The sequence below is a fragment of the Microcoleus vaginatus FACHB-2002 genome, from assembly GCF_040004035.1.
Classification (GTDB): domain Bacteria; phylum Cyanobacteriota; class Cyanobacteriia; order Cyanobacteriales; family Microcoleaceae; genus Microcoleus; species Microcoleus vaginatus_C.
In genome coordinates, this window is the sequence record NZ_JAMPLN010000030.1 from 21,036 (window position 1) to 40,964 (window position 19,929).

Consider the following 19,929-nt stretch of genomic DNA (forward strand, 5'->3'; position numbering starts at 1 on the left):
TGACACTGCCAGGTTAAAATAAACAGATGCAAATCTTGCATACCGATCCACTTAAAATTATCACCACAGCATCGAGCGAGGCTAACAGGAAATAAACTATGGGTAAAGTAATTAGCGGTCAAATTTTTGTTGTAGACGACAACATTGATACAGATCAAATTATCCCGGCCGAATACCTGACCCTGGTTCCCTCGAAGCCGGATGAGTACGAGAAACTAGGCAGTTACGCTATGATTGGCTTGCCCGATCGCTACGGTAAGTTTATCGAATCCGGTGAACAGAAAACCCGGTATCCGATTATCATAGCTGGCGAAAATTTTGGCTGCGGTTCTTCGCGGGAGCACGCTCCGATAGCTCTGGGGGCCGCCGGTGTCACAGCAGTGGTGGCTTTGTCTTACGCCCGCATTTTCTTTCGCAATTGCTCGGCTACTGGCGAATTGTACCCAATCGAATCAGTCGATCGGCTCTGCGACTTGTTTGTAACCGGTCAAGAAGCGACGATCGATTTTACAGCAGAGGTAATTGTCAACCACACTCTCGATCGAACTTTCTCGCTCAAACCTTTAGGAGAAGTAGGGCCTGTAATAGATGCCGGAGGGCTGTTTGACTACGCGCGCCAAACGGGAATGATTGCGGCTCGCTCTTAACTTTTAAAACCCCTGTAATGTAGGGTGTACCACCGGGCGCACCTTACGAATAAGCTGTTACGCATCTAAATTGTATTTTGGGGCGGGCGGGACGCCCACCCCAAAAGAATTTCCTCGAATTTGATTGTCAAATTTAGATGCGCCTCAGCTTATCTCGTAGCTCAAACCGCTCCCATCTAGGGTGCGGAGAAATTTTTTCAAATCGACTCAATAAAATTCAATAAAATACGCTGGTGAGCAATGCCAAAAGGTCGCACATCTCCTGACTGCTCAGAAAAGCATTTTCCCGCCCGAATCTGCTCCGGTGTCAACAACTTCATATCCCACCCCTCAAGCAAAACTAAATCCTTGACATCCGCACTAAGTGGTGCATGAAAAACGTGGCGAACGACATCTTTTTCGACATCACAACAGAAAAAAGAAACACTTGCAGGAGCATAGCCAATTTCCTCTGATAATTCCCGCACTACAGCAACTTCCGGCGTTTCCCCCGGTTCCAAGTGTCCGCCAAACAAAGCCCATTGTCCGGGATACCTGATATGAGGAATATCGTCCCGCAACTGACAGAGAAACTTGCCGTCTTGGTACAAAATTGCGATCGCAACGTGAATTTTAGTCATAAGAAAGTTCTACAACGAGCCATGTACGGGATTAACGGATTTAACAGAGGGATATTGAGGAGAGAAGGAAGAGGGAATAAGTTATTTAGGAGATACGGAAGAAGTTGGTATAGGGGCAGGTTAACCGTAATCTGTAATATAAACAAAAGAGCTGATAAACTCGCTCCGACGAAGCTATTATAGTCGAGCGACTTTCAGCATAAATAAACCTACCCACAGCGTTTGGGCGCCACTACAAACCTTTGATTTTTATGAAATTGAGGTACTTAATTATTGAACGAAATTAGTATCTTCATATTTTTATTTATTTGCCGCTGGAGTGCGCTTTAATTGTTCCATTTCCTCAACATAAACTTCACCTAAATCTTTTCCAGCCAATTCCTTCAGAGTAATACTCTTGTAACGGACTTCTCCCTTGAGTAACACCTCATCGCCAAGCTGGGGCAAATCTTGCTTGGTTAAAATCCAAATACTGCCAGTACCATCCTCAAGTTGATAAGCCGCCTTCCCTACAAACGGAGCGCGATTTTCTACCTTTCCCCGAAGATAAACTTCAGCATCCACTTGCCGCTTTTGTTGAACGTCGCCAATGCTAGCAACATTAAAACCAAGATTAAGTTGAGACATGGGTAAATTGCCGCAACTGAAAAAACCGCTGGCGAGGATTAGCGACAAAGAGCTAGTGCAGAATCTTTGAACCCAAACTTGCTTAATTGCAGTAGTCATTGGTCAACTGATTTGAGATGTGAGATACGACTTACTTTAACAGAATCCCCAGAATCGATCGCAAGTAAGAAATTTCTCTAGTGTAGTCCTTGGCGGGGATTAAGCTAAAATCTAAAATCGTCAGCCCCTAACCCCGAGTCTACAATGGATGCCAAAACTGCTCAAATACTAGATGGTAAAGCTTTAGCCCAAAAGATTCAAACCGAGCTGAGCGATCGAGTCCGCGCCCTACAACCCCAAAAAGGTCGTCCTCCGGGACTTGCGGTGCTGATGGTGGGCGACAACCCAGCTAGCGCAGCCTATGTCCGCAACAAAGAGCGAGCCTGCGCTAAAGTTGGTATAGCTTCCTTCGGCAAGCATTACCCCGCAAACGCTACTCAAGCCGAACTAGAACTTGCAATTCGTGCACTCAACGAGGACGATCGAGTAGATGGCATTTTAGTTCAATTACCGCTACCAGATCACTTAGACGCAATTTCGCTGCTGTACCAAATTGCCCCCGACAAGGATGCTGACGGACTTCACCCTGTAAATTTAGGCCGTCTCGTGCGCGGGGAGCAAGGTTTGCGGAGTTGTACTCCCGCCGGAGTGATGCGGTTATTGCAAGAATACCAGATTGATTTGAAAGGAAAAAATGCTGTAGTTTTGGGACGGAGTATTTTGGTGGGTAAACCGATGGCGCTGATGCTATTAGAAGCCGACTGCACTGTTACTGTAGCTCATTCGCGATCGCAAAACTTAGAATCTATTACCAATCAAGCCGATATTTTAATAGCCGCAGTCGGCCGCACAGAAATGATTACAGCTAATATGGTCAAACCTGGGGCAGTAGTAATTGATGTCGGTATTAACCGCGTTGTCAATCCAGACGGTACGAGCCGTTTGGCCGGAGATGTGAACTTTGATGCTGTTAAAACAGTAGCCGAATTTATCACGCCGGTGCCGGGAGGCATCGGGCCGATGACTGTTGCTATGCTTTTGGAAAATACCGTTTCGAGTTATATTGAATACGGTTCTAATTGAATTATGACCCACTTGTGAGCCAGTATTGGCTCAATTAGTAGGGTAAGTAATCTACGGACACACAAACATTTTAGCTATGGCTTTAAAACCGGATGCGTCAGGGACATTGCGTTTAATTGGCGACAACACCTCGGAATTGATTCAACTTTTTCCTGGAGAGCTAACAAATTTTCCTTTAGGAGCTTGGGCGCTCGATGGCGACGATACAGTAAATGGCTCAGGGGCTAGCGAGTTAATCCTGGGAAATGAAGGGGAAGATATTCTCACAGGTTTTGCAGGCAACGATTCTTTATTTGGGGGAAAGGGAAGAGATGCTTTGTTTGGACAGGAGGGGAATAACTCCCTCAGTGGTGGTCTAGATGCTGATTTTCTTCTTGGAGAGGCTGGCGATGATATTTTATTTGCGGGGAGAGGCAATGATTTATTATCCGGCGGAGAGGGAAATAATACTCTAGTTGGCGGCTTGGGCAGAGACTTCTTAGAGTGTGGGTTGGGGAATAATTTATGCGTTCTGGGAATAGATTCTGCCACTACAGATATCAATTCTAGTGATATAATCGAAAGTTTTGATCCTGATTTGGAGCGCATTGGATTAGCGAGTGACTTAACGGTCAATGATATAGTGTTGGAGCGGGTACAGAATGTGGCATTAACATATACTTTCGATCTGCCGCAAGCTTTACAACCATTACTTCCTCCAGGTCCGGCAGACGCATTTAGCGGATCTGCTTCAGGAACTCAACTCAGAGGTGGAATTAGCGGAGTTTATTCAGGAACTCTAATCAGAGTCAGGAATTCTAACGCGATTTTAGGTTTTGTAGACGATGTAACCCCAAATCAACTTCAAAGCAGGATTGTTTCCGTTCAGGGTTTCTAAATTGAGGACAATCACTCCTGGAGTGAGAAACTTATTATACAGCAGATTCCATGTATATAGGATAAACTCTATAGCAATCCTACATGAGTCGTAATTTTTTTACCCCACCCCAACCCTCCCCGATCTCGCGGGGAGGGAGTAAGAAATTCACAAATGATTTAGGATTGCTATATTTAGTACATAAGCGAAAAAAATGAAACCTTGAAACCTTCTTCGAGCGAGTTGCGTGAGAAAATAGTTAAGCTTTATGGTTTTTGCGTACTTAGTATCCTAAAATGTTATGAAGACAGCCAGCATTTAAGTTAAATGTGAAAAGATTAATGACAAAAATACTGAATCTACCTGGTGTAATAGTAGAGGATAGCTTAGACAAAAGAAACAATTATTTTATCTATTATCGTCAAAAATAAAACACCAGTTTGCCCACGATGCGGACACACAAGCCACGGTATTCATTAAAATACAACGTATCTAGTTAGAGACTTACCAATCACTAACACAGAAGTAATTCTCAAAGTAAATAGCCGACAGTTTAAGTGTGAAGGCTGTAAAAAACCTTTTACCTAAATCTTGGATTTTGTGGAAATTCGCAAAAAATTCACTCAAAGGTACGCCCAAAGTATTACGGAAAAAGTTATTAATAGTGACCTCAATAAGGTTGGCAGAAATAATAAATTAATAACGCAACAAGTTGAATTAATGGTTATGGCAGCAGCTAAAAGTGTGATGAAGGTTGATATTGATCGACTGTGCCGATTAGTAATAAGCTGTTGAGAATTTAAATCATTTATTTCAATTTACTGTCAAGGTTCAGGTGTAAGCGTTGGGTGTTTGGCTCATACCAGTTTAAATGCTTAACAGCTTATCTATCTGCGTTTATCTGTGTGCATCTGCGGTTACAAATTCCGAATCTGCCAGCATGGCTAGATTCAGACAATTTAAAATGCTGGATTTAATCGGGCGCTTTTCATCCCAAAATACGATCGCTGAATAAAAGTTAATTGCCACCGGTGAATTCAAAAGCTCAAAAGTTTGACGTGCAACTCTCTCGCTGTCAAAGCTGAGAAAGTAAACAGTATCATCGAAGATTGCAGGTTTATTAGCTATTTCACCGATCAACCTAAACTCCAATTTTTTATAAAGCCCGCAAATCGCAATTTTCCAAGGCTGGAAGCTATAATCACCTACTCCAAAAATCGAAAATCGAGGGTTATTTTGATAAATTTTGCTTTTGCGATTATCTAGATATTGCCCGCACTTCTCTAGATAACGTCCGGTTTTAGGAGCTATAGTTTTGATATTTTCGGTTGATTCACCGATGAATTTTTGAGTAACTAGGATATATCGATCGGTAGCATTAATGCGATTTTGAGCAACATCAGATCCTTTAAATAGCGGAAATAGATAAGTTTCCTCAATATCGACAGCTTCCCCAAATCCATTGACAAACAAATTATCAATTTTCCGAAACTCCATAACGCCAGAACAGTCGTGCTTTACACCCGATCGCCATTTCGTTCCTGAATTTACAGCATATAAATTACTCAATTTATTGAAAGAATCTATATCTTTAACCAGGAGATTGTTGTGATATCCAATTCGATGACCATCCGAACTTTCTAAACTGCTAAATACATCGCAGAAGTAGTTTTGTGAACTTAAGTCAAACTTGCAGAATAACAGACAGGCATCAACATTTGCATCAAAATATTTTTTAGCATCTATTTTGTAAATTGCACAGCTAGCGAGATTAAGTTTTTTTGAATGAATGTAACTCAATAACTTTCTGGCCACGGAAGTCTTGCAAAGCATTGCCAGAGTGGCGTCACGATTTTGCAACCATTGTATCGCATGGATCAGCATCCATTCTGAGATATCGAAGTTACTTTTACCTGTTAGTGCGTCTAAGCCAGGGTGCTTTTGAAAATTACTTTTTTTCGGCAAGTTTTCACTGCCAATGGTTCCTTGTTGTGAGTTTGTTACCCAAGGAAAGTTGCAAAGTACCAGCACCCTATGATTAAATTGGTTGATTAATGATGTCCAGTCAAACTCAAAAAAATCTCCGTGCTTAACCTCACATCTTTCATCCTGTAACAATTCATGCTTAGCTCTTAATTCTATTAAATAACTTTGATTGATTTCAACGCCGATAATCTTGCTGGCGGATGGAAACGAATTTGCAGCAGCTTTAATGAAATTACCTATCCCGCAAGTTGGCTCAATGATGACTTTGGGGTTAACATCAAGTTCTATCAATTTCCGACACACCATCTCGGCTAATTCCAGCGGTGTCTGAAAATCCCCGTATTCTAGTTTGGTTTTGCGATCGTTGGAACTCATCGGTTAGATTTATAAACTGCGATAACGCCGTCTTGTTGTCCGGCACGCTCAATTCTACTTGTTACCAGGCTGAAGCCTGGTAACGCAGATCCGGAGACTCTACCTCCAATGTTCCCAAGCAAGTGAGGCAAAGCCTCTAGACATCGGTTCCCCGGCTGTGCGTGGGAACCAGTTAAATAGTAGAGTTAATCCGGTTCTGAAATATCGAGTTGGTTTTTTTCAGTAAGATAACTGATGTTAATTATCGGTACACGGTTTATTGTAGATACCGGAAAGGATTTTAATCGGCTCTTCCAGTGATCGATATCACTAAGGATTGGAGATAAAGATCATTAAAATTCATGTCATATATCATCGACAAGCTTGACTTTTATTGCTACTTGCTTTATCTTTGTAGGTGCGACAACTCATAGGCTGATAGCTCAATGCGCTCAGTCTTGTATAATCCGAACACCTCTCTAGAACTCGTTAACGAAAAAGTTGACAGAGAGAAGCTCTTTGGTGTATTATTTTTTTAAGCCAGTATGATTGCCTAAACTCTTAAAAATAGAGTTCAGTCTATGATTTGTCGCAAAGTAAATCGGGACTTCTCCATGTTTGAGTTAGTTTATCAGGCATTATAACTTAGCTGAATTAGGAAAAAATAATAAGTCTTAGGGTGTTGCACCAATCTATGTTTGGTGTTTGGCAGATTGAGTTTACCTGGAATTATTCTGGTGTGGCTAACTCTCAGAGTATTCAAAGGCTTAGATGATTTCCCAACCCAAAGGTATTGGGATAAAAGTGTTTCCCCCATTCTCAAGCTAGATTTTCTGGCGTTGCTGAATACAGGTAGGAATTCAGATTTCCCAATTGCTATAAGACAAGTCGGGTGAGTTTTGTAACATCAAGCGAAAAGTTGATTCATACCGTAAATCAGCAACACCGATTTTCTCATCTACACTCTGGAGAAAGCAGAAAATGAAGAACTTTAACAAGAAAGATAACGATCGAGTGGCATCGGTTTCCTTGATTTCCCTGTTAAGTAATGCTGAGAATCAACAAATGGGAGCGCCTTCATATTTTGAGGGAGATCTATAAACTTGGATATGTGAGGGTGGAGAAATATAGAGATACTCATCAACCTAACTCTCTAGATGGAAATTAGGTTGATGAGTTCTAGGGAATTAGGTAACAGTCAAGTGCAGAAAGTGAGTTGCCCCTCACTCTCTGCAAAAATTAGCGGTTCTGTCGAGTATGAAAATGTTAGCTTTCGTGACAAGTGTCACGGTTGGATGCGATTTTAAAGATAGGTGACTTTCTATCGCATCTGCTACACTAATAATCATTAATGACAGACAAAAGCCAACAGGTTTTAGAAGCCTGTATCACCTTCAAAAAGTAAGTCGATTGAGTAACAAGTAAATCGTTTCATCATTTCTCCTTTTATTACACAAAAAGCACAACTATGTCCTTGTCTCCAGAGTAGTAAAGACCTTCCAGGAGACGGATGCACCTTTTATGGCTCAGTTTACACTTCATTTAATTGACTATTCTATTTGTCGAGAAACAATCCGGAAATATTTCCCGATTGTTTTCTTCGTTTGAGTGAGTTCGATCCTGAATCCGCTAGGTACAACCTTTTACCAACAATAAAAAGTCTGGTAATTAATCTTCCCATTGCTCAGATAGCTCTGTTAAGTGGATGTAAAGCTTCGGGTTATTTCTTTCTTTTCGAGATCGGTGAATAAAGAGCGTGAAGGTATCGTAATAAGTACAAACTATATATCTATAAAACTCTTTCAAAGATTTTTCGTCAACGAGACCGAAATGGACACACATAGACATTTCTTCTAAAAAATTAAGAATATTGACTATTTCCTGCTTTTTCTCTGCATCTGCATATATCTGATTCATGTACTCATTACTTTTGGTATCATCATTAGCTAGCGGTTTGAGATCTTTATGAATTTTTGCTGCAATTTGTCGAACACTAAAATAGCTAGGATCGTTCCATATTTGTATGTAACGTAAGGTTCGATCGATTTTTTTGTCCTCTAAATTGATTTCGATTCCCCGCAAAGCATATACGGCACTAGATATTCCTGCGGCAGTAGCTAATGTAGTTACCGCAAAATTTAAAGTGTCTCGGTATTTTGATTGTGAGTCATGAAAATGAACAGCGATTAAAGTTAAGGCTGCAATAAAGGTAGTAATTCCAATTCCCATTGTGAGATTTAGACTGATTTTGAGGAATCCGTCGGGTTCTCTTTTACTGAGTGGAGTTGTCGGTTTGGTTAGCATTTTTAACTCCTTAGTGTTCAATGACTCTCAAATATTAATCATTTTTACAAATCTACTCAGGGTTTTCCGGCATCAATTTAAAATAGTTTTGTCTTGGGCGAGTGCCTTTTCAGAAATACCGTGCAATCGAGGGTTTTCCAGAAAGGAGCAAAAAAATTGCACCCACTCCTCAAAGAAGTGGGTGCAAAACGACCAACTGTATTTTGAGCTAAAAACTCAAAATTTCCTTAATAAGCGTCTTGCAATTCGTAGAAATCAGGGGAAATGTAATCTTTCCGCAGCGGCCAGCCTACCCAATCTTCGTTCATCAAAATCCGTTTCAGATTCGGATGTCCTTCATAGACTATGCCGTACATATCGTAGGATTCGCGCTCTTGAAAGTCGGCTGCTTTCCAAATCCAGTAGACTGATGGCACTCTGGGATCTTCGCGGGGTACGAATACTTTGACGCGGACTTCTTCAGGCTTGGAAGCATTATCTGTCAGTTTGACCAAGTGGTAGACGCTGACTAAATCTTGTCCCGGCCCTTGGTCGTAGGCGCACTGGCACTGCATATAATTAAACCCGTAGGCATACAGTGCTGTTGACATCGGAATTAAGAATTCTCGATCGACCTTTAATATCTCCACGCCCAAATTATCGGCCGCTAAAGCTTCGTGTTCAAACCCATTCTGAGTCAACCACTGGGAAACCTTCCCGGCTTCAACAATTGCAGATTCTGTCTCAGCCACGGTTTACCTCCTGTTTTTGTCCTGCAAGCAGGGCCGGCGGTACTGGCATTCCCATTGCTTCTGTCAATTCCTTCGGCGGCGCGATCCGGCCTGGAACTGACAAGTATTTGCCGTCCAAAATGTCGTCTACTACTTTCATTTTGTGGGGTCTGGTGTAGTAGCGGTGGGTTGGCAGCAAATTGGCCCGTTCTTGCATGGAATTGTTGGCGATTTTTTTCCGCAGTTTGATAATAGCGTCAATAATCGCTTCTGGACGGGGGGGACAGCCGGGGATGTACACGTCTACAGGAATCAGTTTGTCAACGCCTCTGACTGCTGTGGTGGAGTCCATGCTGAACATTCCGCCGGTGATGGTGCAAGCGCCCATCGCGATGACGTATTTGGGTTCCGGCATTTGTTCGTACAGCCGCACCAAGATGGGGGCGTACTTCATGGTAATTGTGCCGGCGGTGATGATCAGGTCGGCTTGCCGGGGGCTCGATCGCGGTACTAAGCCGAATCTGTCGAAGTCAAAGCGCGATCCGATCAAAGCTGCAAATTCAATGAAGCAGCAGGCCGTGCCGAAAAGCAGCGGCCACAGGCTCGAAAGTCTCGCCCAATTGTAGAGGTCATCCACTGTTGTCAGGATGACGTTCTCTGAGAGTTGCGATGTGACTTCGGGGCGCTCGACTGGGTTGATCAGCGCTTTTTGTGATTTGTCAGAACTTAAGACCATTCCAAGGCTCCTTTGCGCCATGCATAGACAAGAGCAATAACGAGGATCGTGATAAAAAACAAGGCTTCGATGAAAGCCAACAGCCCTAGCTGGTTGAAAGCAACCGCCCAAGGATAGAGGAAGACCGTCTCTACGTCGAAGATGACGAAGACCAGGGCGAACATATAATATCGGATGTTGAACTGAATCCAGGCTCCGCCGATCGGCTCGACGCCGGATTCGTAGGTAGTGCGTCGGTCGTAGGGACGACTTTTCGGGCGCAGTACCTTAGACGCCGTGAGGGCGAGGATAGGGACTAGGCTGGAAATTAACAGGAAGCCTAAGAAATACTCGTAGCCGCTGAGTGCAAACACGGTGAATAATTACTGCCTAGGTGAAAGGGTTCTGTAACTTGTCTGTTACATTATATAGATTTTGGGTAGCTAAAATTACGGGTTGGTTGAGATTAATCGTCCATCTTCTGCAATAATTTTTAATGTATATTCTAATATTGTAACTGCCTGTGGAAGACGGGCGGCTGCCTGTGGACGCTAAGTAAGACCATCATCGACTTAAGTGTCGAACACCCTTGTGGTGTCCCTAACGTGGCATCGGCGGTTGAGACGGGAAACCTCGAAGACGAATAAGACCGTCCTAATATGAGTTTTAGTTGGAAGCCCCACCTATAACGAAGTTTAGTTGAGGTACTTCACTGTATATTTTAAGATTAGCTGACCCATGATTTTGGATTTATGAGCGATCGAGCCACTGAGAGTAAGACCCTCGATCGGCACGAGTGCCGCGCCTGCGGCTACGTCTACGATCCGAAAAAGGGGAATCCTAAAAATGACATTGCCCCGGGCACGGCTTTTGAAGATTTGCCCCAAACTTGGGTCTGTCCCGTTTGCGGGGCACGCAAATCGGTGTTTCAAAATCTCGGTCAGATGGAAGGGGTATCGGGATTTAAGGCAAATCAGCGCTACGGTGTCGGTGTCAACGGCATGACCGAAGGTCAGAAAAGTTTGCTGATTTTTGGCGGCTTGGTCGTTGGTTTCTTGTTGTTACTTAGTATGTATGGTTTGCAGTAAAACGATTGTGAGATTTTGGCAACGAATTGTAATGTTATTGGCCGCTGCCCTCATCTGTACGAGTTGCAGCACCATAGGTTCTGTGAGTTACAACCCCTGGCAAGTTATTTCCTTGCCGACGGAAGCTAATTTGCAGGATATTGCCTTTACGGGCAATCCTCAGCACGGCTGGGTTGTGGGTTCTGAGGCGACTCTGCTCGAAACCCTTGACGGTGGCACTAGCTGGAAGCCTATAGCACTGGATATCGATGATCCTAGGTCGCGTTTTGCGTCGGTGAGTTTTTCGGGTTCCGAAGGCTGGATTGTCGGCCAGCCTTCAGTTTTGCTCCACACGAACGATGAGGGCAAGTCTTGGACGCGGATTGCTTTAAGCAGTCAGTTGCCTGGTTCTCCGAGTACGATCGCAGCTTTGGGCCCGAATTCCGCCGAGATGACGACTGATGTCGGGGCGATTTACCGGACTTCCGACGGTGGCAAAAATTGGAAAGCTGTCGTGCAGGATTCTTTTGGGGTAGTTCGCAATATCAACCGTTCTGAAGACGGGCAGTATGTTGCGGTTTCCTCGAAGGGCAATTTCTACTCGGTGTGGAAACCCGGACAACAAGCTTGGGAACCTCACAACCGCAATAGTTCTCGCCGCCTGCAAAATATGGGTTTTACCAAGGACGGGCGTTTGTGGATGCTTGCCCGCGGCGGTCAGATTCAGTTTAGCGACCCGTCCAATCCTGAAGGTTGGGGAAAACCGTTTTTTCCCGATCGCAAGGCGAGTTGGGGTTTGCTGGACATGGCTTACCGGACTGATAATGAAGTTTGGGTAGCTGGCGGCGGCGGCAATTTGCTGTGCAGTTTGGACGGCGGGAAAACTTGGCTAAAAGACCGCGAAGTAGAAGATGTTCCCGCTAATTTTTACAGGATTGTCTTTATGGGGCCCGATCGCGGATTTGTGATCGGCGCGAGCGGTACTCTACTTAAATATCAAGGTTCAGCGCAAGCTGCTTGATAGTAGAATAGTAATAGAGATTGTCTGTCAATTTGTTGTTGAAAGGAGGATTCTAAATGGCTGGTACAACTGGAGAACGTCCGTTTGGGGACATTATTACAAGTATCCGTTATTGGGTAATTCACAGCATCACCATTCCGGCTTTGTTTATTGCTGGATGGCTGTTTGTGCAAACGGGTTTGGCTTACGATGCTTTCGGAACTCCTCGCCCTAACCAGTATTTCACACCGCAGCGGGAAGAAGTGCCGATTATCTCGGATCGCTTTGAAGCTAAGAAACAAGTAGATCAGTTCATTGCCAAGTAATTTAACAAGGATTTGGAAAAATGACGAGCAGAACCCCAAATAATGAGCCAATTTCGTATCCGATTTTTACGGTGCGCTGGTTGGCAGTTCATACTTTAGGTGTCCCAACAATTTTCTTTTTGGGCGCGATCGCAGCAATGCAATTTATTCAACGATAGGAGTTTACAATGCCTGAGCGCGTTCCTAATCCCAACGAGCAGCCTGTTGAGTTAAACCGGACTTCTTTGTATCTGGGTTTGTTGCTGATTTTTGTTTTGGGTATTTTGTTTTCCAGTTATTTCTTTAATTAACTGGTGTTTGAGTTTGCTTTCAATAGTTAGTTCGATCGAATGTGTTTAGCTGTGAATTAGTGAGGTGATAGCTATGTTTAGTGAAAGTGGCAGAATTCCTTTGTGGCTGGTAGCTACTGTCGCAGGTCTCGGTGTTCTGAGCATTGTGAGCCTTTTCTTCTACGGTGCTTATGCCGGTTTGGGTTCTTCGATGTAAGGAGAATCAAACTGATTTTCGGCTTTTAACCCCCCTTGAAAAAGGGGGGTTTTAATTATGCGAATTGTGTTGATAAATTAGGGAGAAATCGGCTCTAAACTGTTGATTTATGGGCAAGTTTATGATATTTTAATTCTCTCGTGATAGCGGGATTTTTTGTGGTTGAGTGGAGATTTGCTCAAGAAACTGCTCGCCCAGCAGGTTCACCAATAACCCCAAAATCGATCGCCACTAGCCGACGATCGCCTCCTTCTATGGGGCAGATCCTGAAATTAGCCAAAAGTTGCGAGTAGAATGGTGCAAGAGCCGATCGCTCGATCGTAGTGCACAGCGAAATATGACCCCACCGCCGCCGCCCCGCAAACCTCAAACCGTCTTGGGTGCAATTACCCAAGCAGTCCAGACTATTGCCAAGGTTAATTTTAACCAGCTAGCGCTGAAACCAAACGCCAAAGTACCCGAACTGTGGGTACAGGATGCGGGTGCAGCTAAAGCTGAGGTTTATCCGCTGTTGGGCGATCGATATTTGTTAGGTCGATCATCCAAATCTTCAGATATAGTAGTTCGCAATCCCGTTGTCAGTCACGTGCACTTATCCCTGTCGCGCGATACTCGGCGACGGACTCCTTTTGTCATCAAAGATGAAGACTCCACAAACGGCATTTACAATGGCAAAAGGCGAGTTAAAAGTATGTCCCTGCGTCACGGAGACGTGTTCACTTTAGGGCCGCCGGAACTAGCCGCCGCTGTTAGAATTCAGTACGTATATCCGCCGCCTTGGTATTTGGAACTGGTGCGTTACAGCTTTTACGGCGTCAGCGGAGTCACCGCTTTGATTGCCGTGTTGGTAGGTATGGAATCGACAAAGTTTCAAGTGCGGCCTCTGCCGAGAAGTATCAATGGCCCCGTGATTGTTTACGCGCGCGACGGGCAAACTCCCCTGCGTCCTCCTCAGAATAACGCTCACTTAGAATTAAAGCAATTGCAGGATTTTTCGCCTTATTTATCCAAGGCGGTACTTGCTTCGGAAGACAGCCGCTACAATTGGCATTTGGGGGTAGATCCGATCGGAGTTTTGCGCGCGCTTTTGACCAATGTTCGCGGGGGAGGAATACGCGAAGGCGGCAGCACTGTGACGCAGCAGTTAGCGAGGAGTTTGTTTCGAGATTATGTGGGAACTCAAGATTCGGCAGGACGCAAGTTGCGGGAAGCTGTAGTTGCCTTGAAATTGGAGAATTATTACAGCAAAGATGAGCTGTTGCTGACTTATTTAAATCGCGTGTTTTTGGGAATTGACCTTTACGGTTTTGAGGATGCGGCTCGGTTTTATTTTGGGAAGTCGGCGAAGGATTTAACTTTGTCAGAGGCGGCAACTTTGGCAGGCATTTTGCCGGCGCCAAACAGTTTTAATCCGATTCAAAATTATCAGTTGGCGGTGCAGTATCGCGATCGGGTAATCGAACGGATGCGGGCACTGGGGACGGTTTCTCAGGAAGAAGCCGATCGCGCGAGGCGATCGCGAATTGAGATCAATCCTAAAGCCCGCCAATACCTCCAAAGTACGATCGCTCCTTATTTCTACAGTTATGTATTTGACGAATTGGAGTTTTTGCTGGGGGAACAGTTAGCCAGAGAAGGTAATTTTATTGTAGAAACAGGTTTGAATCCCGGCCTGCAAAAGTTGGCGGAAAGTTCCCTCAGAAATGCTGTTGAAAATGCGGGAGCTAGTGCAGGTTTTTCTCAAGGAGCCGTGGTTACTCTCAATAGTACAACCGGAGAAGTCTTAGCTTTAGTTGGGGGCGTAGATTATTTAAAAAGTCAGTTTAATCGGGCTACTCAAGCTTTGAGACAGCCCGGTTCTACATTTAAGATTTTCACCTATGCAGCCGCCCTAGAACGGGGAATCTCAGCCGATAAAACTTATTCTTGCGCCCCCCTTTCCTGGGGCGGACAAAGTTATAGTGGTTGCGAAAGAACTAGCGGCAGTGCTGATATGTATCGCGGCTTAGCATTGTCGGAAAATGCAATTGCTTTGAGAATAGCACAGGATGTTGGTTTAGACAATGTGGTGCAAATGGCCAGACGTTTAGGGATTACATCTGAACTGCGTTCTAACCCTGGTTTAGTATTAGGTGAAAGTGAAGTTAATGTGTTGCAATTAACGGGTGCTTTCGGGGTTTTTGCCAATCGGGGTTTGGGAAATCGTCCCCACGTAATTAAGCGAATTATTGACAGCAGCGATTGCAAAGATAGAAATGATTTTAAAAGTTGCCGCGTGATTTATGACTATCAAAAAGATGGCGTTGCCAATCGGCAGTTAGTTTCTGAAGGAGTAGCGGATACGATGACTGATATGCTGCAAGGCGTGGTGCGCGGAGGTACGGGCAGCAGTGCTGCTTTGGGATTGGGAGAAGCTGGAAAAACAGGCACGACTAATGATAATAGAGATTTGTGGTTTGTCGGTTATATTCCGAGTCAGCAACTGGTGACAGGAGTTTGGTTGGGAAATGATGATAATTCTCCGACTGCCGGAGGTAGTGCAAATGCTGCTCAGTTGTGGGGGGAGTATATGCGGCAGGTGGCGCGTTGAGTGGAGGCGGGGATTGGAGGAATTTTGATACGGCATTGAAATATACAATTTAAATGCGGTACAGCTTGTCAACTCAATCTAAGAATCCTAGACGCAGAACCCATGAAAAACAGATGCTGCGATTGCTTTTCTAAGAGGGCGGGCCAGCTAACGATCCCTGCGAGCAATGACATTAATACCTTATTGATTTGCACGCTGATTAAGGTTAACTGAGCGAGGATGTTTTCAGGGCTTGGGTTGTTCGTTTCCAAAGCGATCGCACATATTTTCGTTTTTTAAAATATATAGCCAAAATTTAATCATTATTCATATTTTCGGCCGCGCCACTGAGTAGGCTGATTTAAAGCAGAAATGAGAATTCGCAAAAACGCCAACGGATCGGCTAAAGGTGACAGCCAAAACAGCCATTTACCCGATGCCCCAGTTGTATCGTAAGAAGGTGCGATCGCCAAACACAAAGCCGATCGCACTGCAACCAAAAATACATTCAATCCCAACAGCCAAAAGTGCGGAAAGACACCAACCGCCGGTAGCGAACCAAACAGCAAATAGCACAACACAATCGGCACGGGCAAACCTTGAACCGCCAGCAACAGCCACAAATCGCCCCAAATTTGACCGCCCGAAGCAGCATCTTTCAAATCGAGCGATCGACCCCCACTCATTCCCCATGAGCGATCGCGCCCAGAGCTTTTAGCGTCGCTTTCTGTGCTTCAGTTAAATTTGTAACCCCAGTGATATTCATGCCTTCGTAGAGTCGGGGTGGTTTCAGTATTTTTAGGCACTCACCCGTATTGACATCCCACAGCCTTGCCGTTTCATCAGCACAGCCACTTGCTACAGTTTGACCATCCGGACTAAAACTGACTGCGTAGATTTCACGGGTATGTCCGGTGAGAGTTCTGATACATCTTCCAGTGCTGACATCCCATAGCCTCACCGTTCCATCGCAACTACCACTAACCAAGGTTTTTCCGTCTGGGCTAAAGGCAACTGACCATACCCAATTGGTATGCCCAGTCAATGTTTTGATGCAGTTACCCGTATTGACATCCCACAACTTCAACGTTTGATCGGCACTAGCACTAGCTACGATTTGACCATCCGGACTAAAGGCAACCCAAAGTACTTCATTTGTATGTCCAGTGAAGGTTTTTAAGCAACTGCCAGTGCTGACATCCCAGAGTTTTACACAGTCAAAACTGCTACTGGCTAGGGTTTTACTGCTGGGACTGAAAGTGACGAAAAACATAGAGAGGAAAAATATGGAATTGCTAGGTTCGGTACAAGTTCGGAAACATTGACCCGTTTGACAATCCCAGAACCTGATGCTCTGGTCCCAACCGCTACTGGCTAAAGTTTTGCCATCTGGACTAAAGGCAACTCCATATACCCAATCAGTATGTCCCGCGAACGTTTTTATGCACTTGCCCGTATTGACATTCCATAACTTCAGCGTTTTGTCAGCACCCCCACTAGCGATTGTTTTACCATCGGGACTAAATGCGACTCCTATGACTGGTTTAGTATGTCCCGTGAACGTTCTCACGCAACTGCCAGTATTGACATTCCACAGCCTCAGTGTAGTGTCAGAGTTGCCACTAGCTAAGAGCTTACCGCAGGGACTAAAAGGAACTGCTAATACACAACTGTTATATCCGGTGTGAGTTTTGAAACATTTGCCTGTTTGACAATCCCAAAACCGAATTGTAAGGTCAAAACTACCACTCACTACTATTTGACCATCTGGACTGTTGGCGTAGCCTGCGCTACGCGCATAGGTAACGCACTCTACGCGATCGCTATGTCCGATGAAGGTTCTTGCACAGCTACCCGTGGTAACATCCCACAACTTCACCGTTTTGTCATAACTACCACTCACTACGGTTTGACCATTGGGACTAAAAGCGACTGATGTGACTACACTGCTATGTCCCGTGCAAATTTTAACGCACTGACCATCACGGATATCCCAAAGCCTGACTGTGCAGTCAGCACTGCCACTCGCTAGGGTTTGACAATCCGGACTGAAGGCGACTGCATAGACCGAATTCGTATGTCCGTACAACGTCTTAAAGCACTTGCCTTTGCGTACATCCCAAAACTTTACCGTGCTGTCAGCACTAGCACTCGCTAAAATTTGACCATCCCGACTAAAGGCGACTGAATAGATTTCATTCGTATGTCCGGTGAACGTTCTAACGCAACTATCAGTCGTGACATTCCACAAAATTACTGTGTTATCAGCACTACCACTCGCTAAAATTTGACCATCCGGACTGAAGGCGACTGAGTAGACTATATTACTATGTCCGGTATAAGTTTTTAGACAGATGCCAGTACGAACATCCCAAAGCTTCACCGTGTGGTCATAACTACTACTCGCTAGGGTTTGACTATCTGGACTCCAAGCAACTGATTTTACCCAGTGGGTGTGTCCCTGAAAGGTCAAAAGTTGTTTGCCTTTTTGCACGTCCCACAGGTGAATATTATTGTGTAGATCGGCCGTCGCCGCACATTTGCCATCTGGTGTCAGTGCTAGTGACGTAACATTACCCAATAAGTCAGAAAAAACCGATTGACACAGGTCAGAATTGGCGAAATTGACATTGTACAAGTTTATCCCCTGGAGGTTGGCTTGCCAAACCGTTAGATTTGAAAAGTCATAACCGTTTAGCTCTACCTGTAATTGGCGAAGTACATTGATAATATTTCCACTTACATATCCGGTCTTTAGGGGCGGTTTCCCTCGTAGCATCTCAAGAATTTGAGCTAGACAATTTTCTAGAGTTTTTGAGTGGCTAAAACTCCTAATTAATCCATCAATCACTGGTTGAAGAATGAGGCGGATTTGAGTCTCAATTACATATTCTTTGGCTTGAGCTTTAACCAGAGCGTAACTTCTAAAGAATTGAAGGTGATGGGGTTGAAAGTTAGCAAGTTTATTAGGATTTTCAACCTTTAAACATTCAACCTTTAACCCAATAATTTCTTCACAAATCTGCTCAGTTAATCGAGTAATCACGTACTCCATAACGACAGGTTGTTGTGTAAAACCATCGGCGATTTTTTCAATCAATGACCGACGTTGCAAAGAGGCTAGTGCCTGTAGGAGTTCGCTAGTTAATATCGGGTAGACAAAATCCTCTTGCAATTCCTCTAACAACACTGGTTCGCGATTGATGGCTAACCAGTACATAATCTCTTGTTCTATATCGCTCAGTCGCTGAAACTGCCGCTCTAACAAATCGCGGATATCATCAAAAATAAACGAACCTTGCTTTAAAAATTCTAAAAAGCGAGAAATACTGCTATCAAAAAAATCTGTAACCCCTGAAGCTACTATCTTTAAAGCTAAGGGATTCCCGCCATAGCGTGAAATCACGCTTGTCCATTCATCTTCTGACCCAGTAAAAGACCCCTTCGCAGAGAAAATTTTTCGTCCTTGAACTTCGGGTAAACCTGTCAGTTGCAAGCAGCGAACCGGTTGTGTTTCGCCCTCTAAGGCGGCTAATCCTTGTGGTTTCTCGCGACTGGTTAGTATCAAGCTGCTGTTGTGGTGAGTTTCCCCAACACATTTGAGTAACTCACCGTAACCTTCATATCCTTCTCGAAAGCATCCCGTGCGTGAAGCAAAGCTATGCCGCACTTCATCGCCTGCTTGCAAAACCGATTCAGCATTATCCAAAACTAGCAGACAGCGCGAGGAGCGTAAATAATCGATCGACCGCAAAATTCTGCCGTCTTTGTTGGTTGGCAAGTTTATTTCTTGTTGGTTCGAGAGAAATTGAATCAGTTCTGCCAGTATCTCTTCTACGGGAGGGGCATTGCGGAGACTTCGCCAAATCACAAATTCAAATCCTGATTGTAGTTGTTGGGCAAGCTTGGCAGCCAAAGCTGTTTTACCAATCCCTCCCATCCCCAGCAACACTACTAAACGGCAATTATCCTGCACAATCCATTGTTCTAGAGTTGTCAATTCGTCACTACGACCGTAGAAAACCGAGACATCGGGTGCTTCGCCCCAATCTTGGTGTCTGTTGGCCATCAAGAGGGAGGATTTCACGTCTACAGACTGGGATGGAACCCGATCGCCCAAGTCAGAGATATCTCGCCAATCGAGCGCCAATTTTCCACAAATTTCCACAAAAGTCGCATAATCAACGGTTTTTCCTGTGAGGAACCTGCTGAGAGTGGATAAAGCAATTCCTAATTCTTCAGCAAACGCTCTTTGGCTGGGAAAGCCATTGCGCTTGAGGGCTAATTTGGCGATCTGAATGCAGTCACTGCGAACTTTGAGCGATCGTGACATACCCTATTCCCCCGAAAGTTATGCAGATTTTAGCAAGTTACTCGAAAGTCGGTCACAAATCAGTACGTTCTCAGTCTCGATCTCGGTCAATGGCAAGTTTTGATGAATTTAGTACAGATAAGAAGTCCGATGCGGGTTGTCGATCGAACGTAAGAAGCGGTCACTTAGAACCTCAGAACCAACACAAATGTTATTGGACCCAGGGAC

At 44.5% G+C, this 19,929-nt stretch carries 20 protein-coding genes and 1 pseudogene; 12 read left to right on the forward strand and 9 right to left on the reverse strand.

Annotated features, from left to right (window positions below; genetic code table 11):
* Nucleotides 1-98: 98 nt before the first annotated feature.
* The gene (locus NDI35_RS22150; RefSeq protein ID WP_445314613.1) at nt 99-647 is read left to right on the forward strand and encodes a LeuD/DmdB family oxidoreductase small subunit; all 549 of its coding nucleotides are present in this window, start codon (nt 99-101) and stop codon (nt 645-647) included.
* A gap of 197 nt (nt 648-844) precedes the next feature.
* Here NDI35_RS22150 and NDI35_RS22155 read toward each other — a convergent pair whose 3' ends face one another.
* Nucleotides 845-1,267 carry an NUDIX hydrolase gene (locus NDI35_RS22155; protein WP_445314614.1) on the reverse strand — a complete coding sequence of 141 codons (423 nt, stop codon included), beginning with the start codon at nt 1,265-1,267 and terminating at the stop codon, nt 845-847.
* Nucleotides 1,268-1,567: 300 nt separating this feature from the next.
* Entirely contained in the window at nt 1,568-1,993 is a 426-nt protein-coding gene (locus NDI35_RS22160; RefSeq protein WP_445314615.1) for a DNA-binding protein, read from the reverse strand.
* Nucleotides 1,994-2,137: 144 nt separating this feature from the next.
* Between NDI35_RS22160 and folD the strand changes: the two genes are divergently transcribed.
* The 4 genes and pseudogenes from folD to NDI35_RS22180 all read left to right on the forward strand — a co-directional run bounded on the left by folD (nt 2,138) and on the right by NDI35_RS22180 (nt 4,667).
* Nucleotides 2,138-3,016: a bifunctional methylenetetrahydrofolate dehydrogenase/methenyltetrahydrofolate cyclohydrolase FolD gene (folD, locus tag NDI35_RS22165; RefSeq protein WP_445314616.1), complete on the forward strand. Its 879-nt coding sequence runs from the start codon at nt 2,138-2,140 to the stop codon at nt 3,014-3,016.
* Nucleotides 3,017-3,092: 76 nt separating this feature from the next.
* A complete protein-coding gene (locus NDI35_RS22170; RefSeq protein ID WP_445314617.1) occupies nt 3,093-3,893 on the forward strand; it encodes a calcium-binding protein in 801 nt (266 codons plus the stop codon).
* Nucleotides 3,894-4,376: 483 nt separating this feature from the next.
* A pseudogene (locus tag NDI35_RS22175) lies at nt 4,377-4,460 on the forward strand (hypothetical protein); the annotation flags it as partial.
* A gap of 12 nt (nt 4,461-4,472) precedes the next feature.
* Nucleotides 4,473-4,667 (forward strand): hypothetical protein, encoded by a 195-nt coding sequence (locus NDI35_RS22180; protein WP_445314618.1) that lies wholly within the window; start codon nt 4,473-4,475, stop codon nt 4,665-4,667.
* 102 nt (nt 4,668-4,769) lie between these two features.
* Here the strand turns inward: NDI35_RS22180 and NDI35_RS22185 are convergent, their stop codons facing one another.
* From NDI35_RS22185 to ndhC, 5 genes are all read right to left on the reverse strand, one after another.
* Nucleotides 4,770-6,233, reverse strand: coding sequence for an SAM-dependent methyltransferase (locus tag NDI35_RS22185; RefSeq protein WP_445314619.1), 1,464 nt, complete (start codon nt 6,231-6,233; stop codon nt 4,770-4,772).
* A 1,647-nt stretch (nt 6,234-7,880) separates the two neighbouring features.
* Entirely contained in the window at nt 7,881-8,516 is a 636-nt protein-coding gene (locus tag NDI35_RS22190) for a DUF4760 domain-containing protein (protein ID WP_445314620.1), read from the reverse strand.
* A 227-nt stretch (nt 8,517-8,743) separates the two neighbouring features.
* Nucleotides 8,744-9,247, reverse strand: a complete 504-nt coding sequence (locus NDI35_RS22195) for an NAD(P)H-quinone oxidoreductase subunit J (RefSeq protein WP_172190238.1) — start codon at nt 9,245-9,247, stop codon at nt 8,744-8,746.
* The gene (ndhK, locus tag NDI35_RS22200) at nt 9,240-9,962 is read right to left on the reverse strand and encodes a photosynthetic/respiratory NAD(P)H-quinone oxidoreductase subunit K (RefSeq protein ID WP_333070728.1); all 723 of its coding nucleotides are present in this window, start codon (nt 9,960-9,962) and stop codon (nt 9,240-9,242) included. The genes NDI35_RS22195 and ndhK overlap by 8 nt, the downstream gene beginning before the upstream one ends.
* Nucleotides 9,953-10,315 (reverse strand): photosynthetic/respiratory NAD(P)H-quinone oxidoreductase subunit C, encoded by a 363-nt coding sequence (gene ndhC, locus NDI35_RS22205; RefSeq protein WP_006635500.1) that lies wholly within the window; start codon nt 10,313-10,315, stop codon nt 9,953-9,955. Before ndhC ends, ndhK begins: the two co-directional genes overlap by 10 nt.
* Nucleotides 10,316-10,693: 378 nt before the next feature.
* On the opposite strand from ndhC, the gene NDI35_RS22210 reads away from it, so the two are divergent.
* The 7 genes from NDI35_RS22210 (at nt 10,694) to NDI35_RS22240 (ending at nt 15,410) form a co-directional block, all read left to right on the forward strand.
* Nucleotides 10,694-11,029 carry a rubredoxin gene (locus NDI35_RS22210; RefSeq protein ID WP_445307490.1) on the forward strand — a complete coding sequence of 112 codons (336 nt, stop codon included), beginning with the start codon at nt 10,694-10,696 and terminating at the stop codon, nt 11,027-11,029.
* Nucleotides 11,016-12,029, forward strand: coding sequence for a photosynthesis system II assembly factor Ycf48 (locus NDI35_RS22215; protein WP_445314621.1), 1,014 nt, complete (start codon nt 11,016-11,018; stop codon nt 12,027-12,029). Before NDI35_RS22210 ends, NDI35_RS22215 begins: the two co-directional genes overlap by 14 nt.
* A 56-nt stretch (nt 12,030-12,085) precedes the next feature.
* The gene (psbE, locus tag NDI35_RS22220) at nt 12,086-12,334 is read left to right on the forward strand and encodes a cytochrome b559 subunit alpha (RefSeq protein WP_006635503.1); all 249 of its coding nucleotides are present in this window, start codon (nt 12,086-12,088) and stop codon (nt 12,332-12,334) included.
* A 20-nt stretch (nt 12,335-12,354) separates the two neighbouring features.
* Nucleotides 12,355-12,492, forward strand: a complete 138-nt coding sequence (gene psbF, locus NDI35_RS22225; RefSeq protein ID WP_006635504.1) for a cytochrome b559 subunit beta — start codon at nt 12,355-12,357, stop codon at nt 12,490-12,492.
* A gap of 9 nt (nt 12,493-12,501) precedes the next feature.
* On the forward strand, nt 12,502-12,624 hold the full coding sequence (gene psbL / locus NDI35_RS22230; protein WP_015176850.1) for a photosystem II reaction center protein PsbL: 123 nt from the start codon (nt 12,502-12,504) through the stop codon (nt 12,622-12,624).
* Between the two features lie 73 nt (nt 12,625-12,697).
* Nucleotides 12,698-12,820, forward strand: a complete 123-nt coding sequence (locus tag NDI35_RS22235) for a photosystem II reaction center protein J (protein ID WP_006635506.1) — start codon at nt 12,698-12,700, stop codon at nt 12,818-12,820.
* 337 nt (nt 12,821-13,157) lie between these two features.
* Nucleotides 13,158-15,410, forward strand: a complete 2,253-nt coding sequence (locus NDI35_RS22240) for a transglycosylase domain-containing protein (RefSeq protein ID WP_445314622.1) — start codon at nt 13,158-13,160, stop codon at nt 15,408-15,410.
* A 302-nt stretch (nt 15,411-15,712) separates the two neighbouring features.
* Here the strand turns inward: NDI35_RS22240 and NDI35_RS22245 are convergent, their stop codons facing one another.
* Nucleotides 15,713-16,075, reverse strand: coding sequence for a hypothetical protein (locus tag NDI35_RS22245; protein ID WP_445314623.1), 363 nt, complete (start codon nt 16,073-16,075; stop codon nt 15,713-15,715).
* The gene (locus NDI35_RS22250) at nt 16,072-19,722 is read right to left on the reverse strand and encodes a WD40 domain-containing protein (protein ID WP_445314624.1); all 3,651 of its coding nucleotides are present in this window, start codon (nt 19,720-19,722) and stop codon (nt 16,072-16,074) included. Before NDI35_RS22250 ends, NDI35_RS22245 begins: the two co-directional genes overlap by 4 nt.
* Between the last annotated feature and the right edge of the window lie 207 nt (nt 19,723-19,929).

What these genes read in the sequence shown, in the direction of transcription:
- NDI35_RS22245 (WP_445314623.1), bottom strand. Translation starts at nt 16,075, where the DNA reads ATGAGTGGGGGTCGATCGCTCGATTTGAAAGATGCTGCTTCGGGCGGT.
- folD (WP_445314616.1), top strand. Translation starts at nt 2,138, where the DNA reads ATGGATGCCAAAACTGCTCAAATACTAGATGGTAAAGCTTTAGCCCAA.
- NDI35_RS22185 (WP_445314619.1), bottom strand. Translation starts at nt 6,233, where the DNA reads ATGAGTTCCAACGATCGCAAAACCAAACTAGAATACGGGGATTTTCAG.
- NDI35_RS22190 (WP_445314620.1), bottom strand. Translation starts at nt 8,516, where the DNA reads ATGCTAACCAAACCGACAACTCCACTCAGTAAAAGAGAACCCGACGGA.
- NDI35_RS22250 (WP_445314624.1), bottom strand. Translation starts at nt 19,722, where the DNA reads ATGTCACGATCGCTCAAAGTTCGCAGTGACTGCATTCAGATCGCCAAA.
- psbL (WP_015176850.1), top strand. Translation starts at nt 12,502, where the DNA reads ATGCCTGAGCGCGTTCCTAATCCCAACGAGCAGCCTGTTGAGTTAAAC.
- NDI35_RS22240 (WP_445314622.1), top strand. Translation starts at nt 13,158, where the DNA reads ATGACCCCACCGCCGCCGCCCCGCAAACCTCAAACCGTCTTGGGTGCA.
- NDI35_RS22215 (WP_445314621.1), top strand. Translation starts at nt 11,016, where the DNA reads ATGGTTTGCAGTAAAACGATTGTGAGATTTTGGCAACGAATTGTAATG.
- psbE (WP_006635503.1), top strand. Translation starts at nt 12,086, where the DNA reads ATGGCTGGTACAACTGGAGAACGTCCGTTTGGGGACATTATTACAAGT.
- NDI35_RS22170 (WP_445314617.1), top strand. Translation starts at nt 3,093, where the DNA reads ATGGCTTTAAAACCGGATGCGTCAGGGACATTGCGTTTAATTGGCGAC.
- ndhK (WP_333070728.1), bottom strand. Translation starts at nt 9,962, where the DNA reads ATGGTCTTAAGTTCTGACAAATCACAAAAAGCGCTGATCAACCCAGTC.
- NDI35_RS22235 (WP_006635506.1), top strand. Translation starts at nt 12,698, where the DNA reads ATGTTTAGTGAAAGTGGCAGAATTCCTTTGTGGCTGGTAGCTACTGTC.
- NDI35_RS22150 (WP_445314613.1), top strand. Translation starts at nt 99, where the DNA reads ATGGGTAAAGTAATTAGCGGTCAAATTTTTGTTGTAGACGACAACATT.
- NDI35_RS22160 (WP_445314615.1), bottom strand. Translation starts at nt 1,993, where the DNA reads ATGACTACTGCAATTAAGCAAGTTTGGGTTCAAAGATTCTGCACTAGC.
- NDI35_RS22210 (WP_445307490.1), top strand. Translation starts at nt 10,694, where the DNA reads ATGAGCGATCGAGCCACTGAGAGTAAGACCCTCGATCGGCACGAGTGC.
- NDI35_RS22155 (WP_445314614.1), bottom strand. Translation starts at nt 1,267, where the DNA reads ATGACTAAAATTCACGTTGCGATCGCAATTTTGTACCAAGACGGCAAG.
- psbF (WP_006635504.1), top strand. Translation starts at nt 12,355, where the DNA reads ATGACGAGCAGAACCCCAAATAATGAGCCAATTTCGTATCCGATTTTT.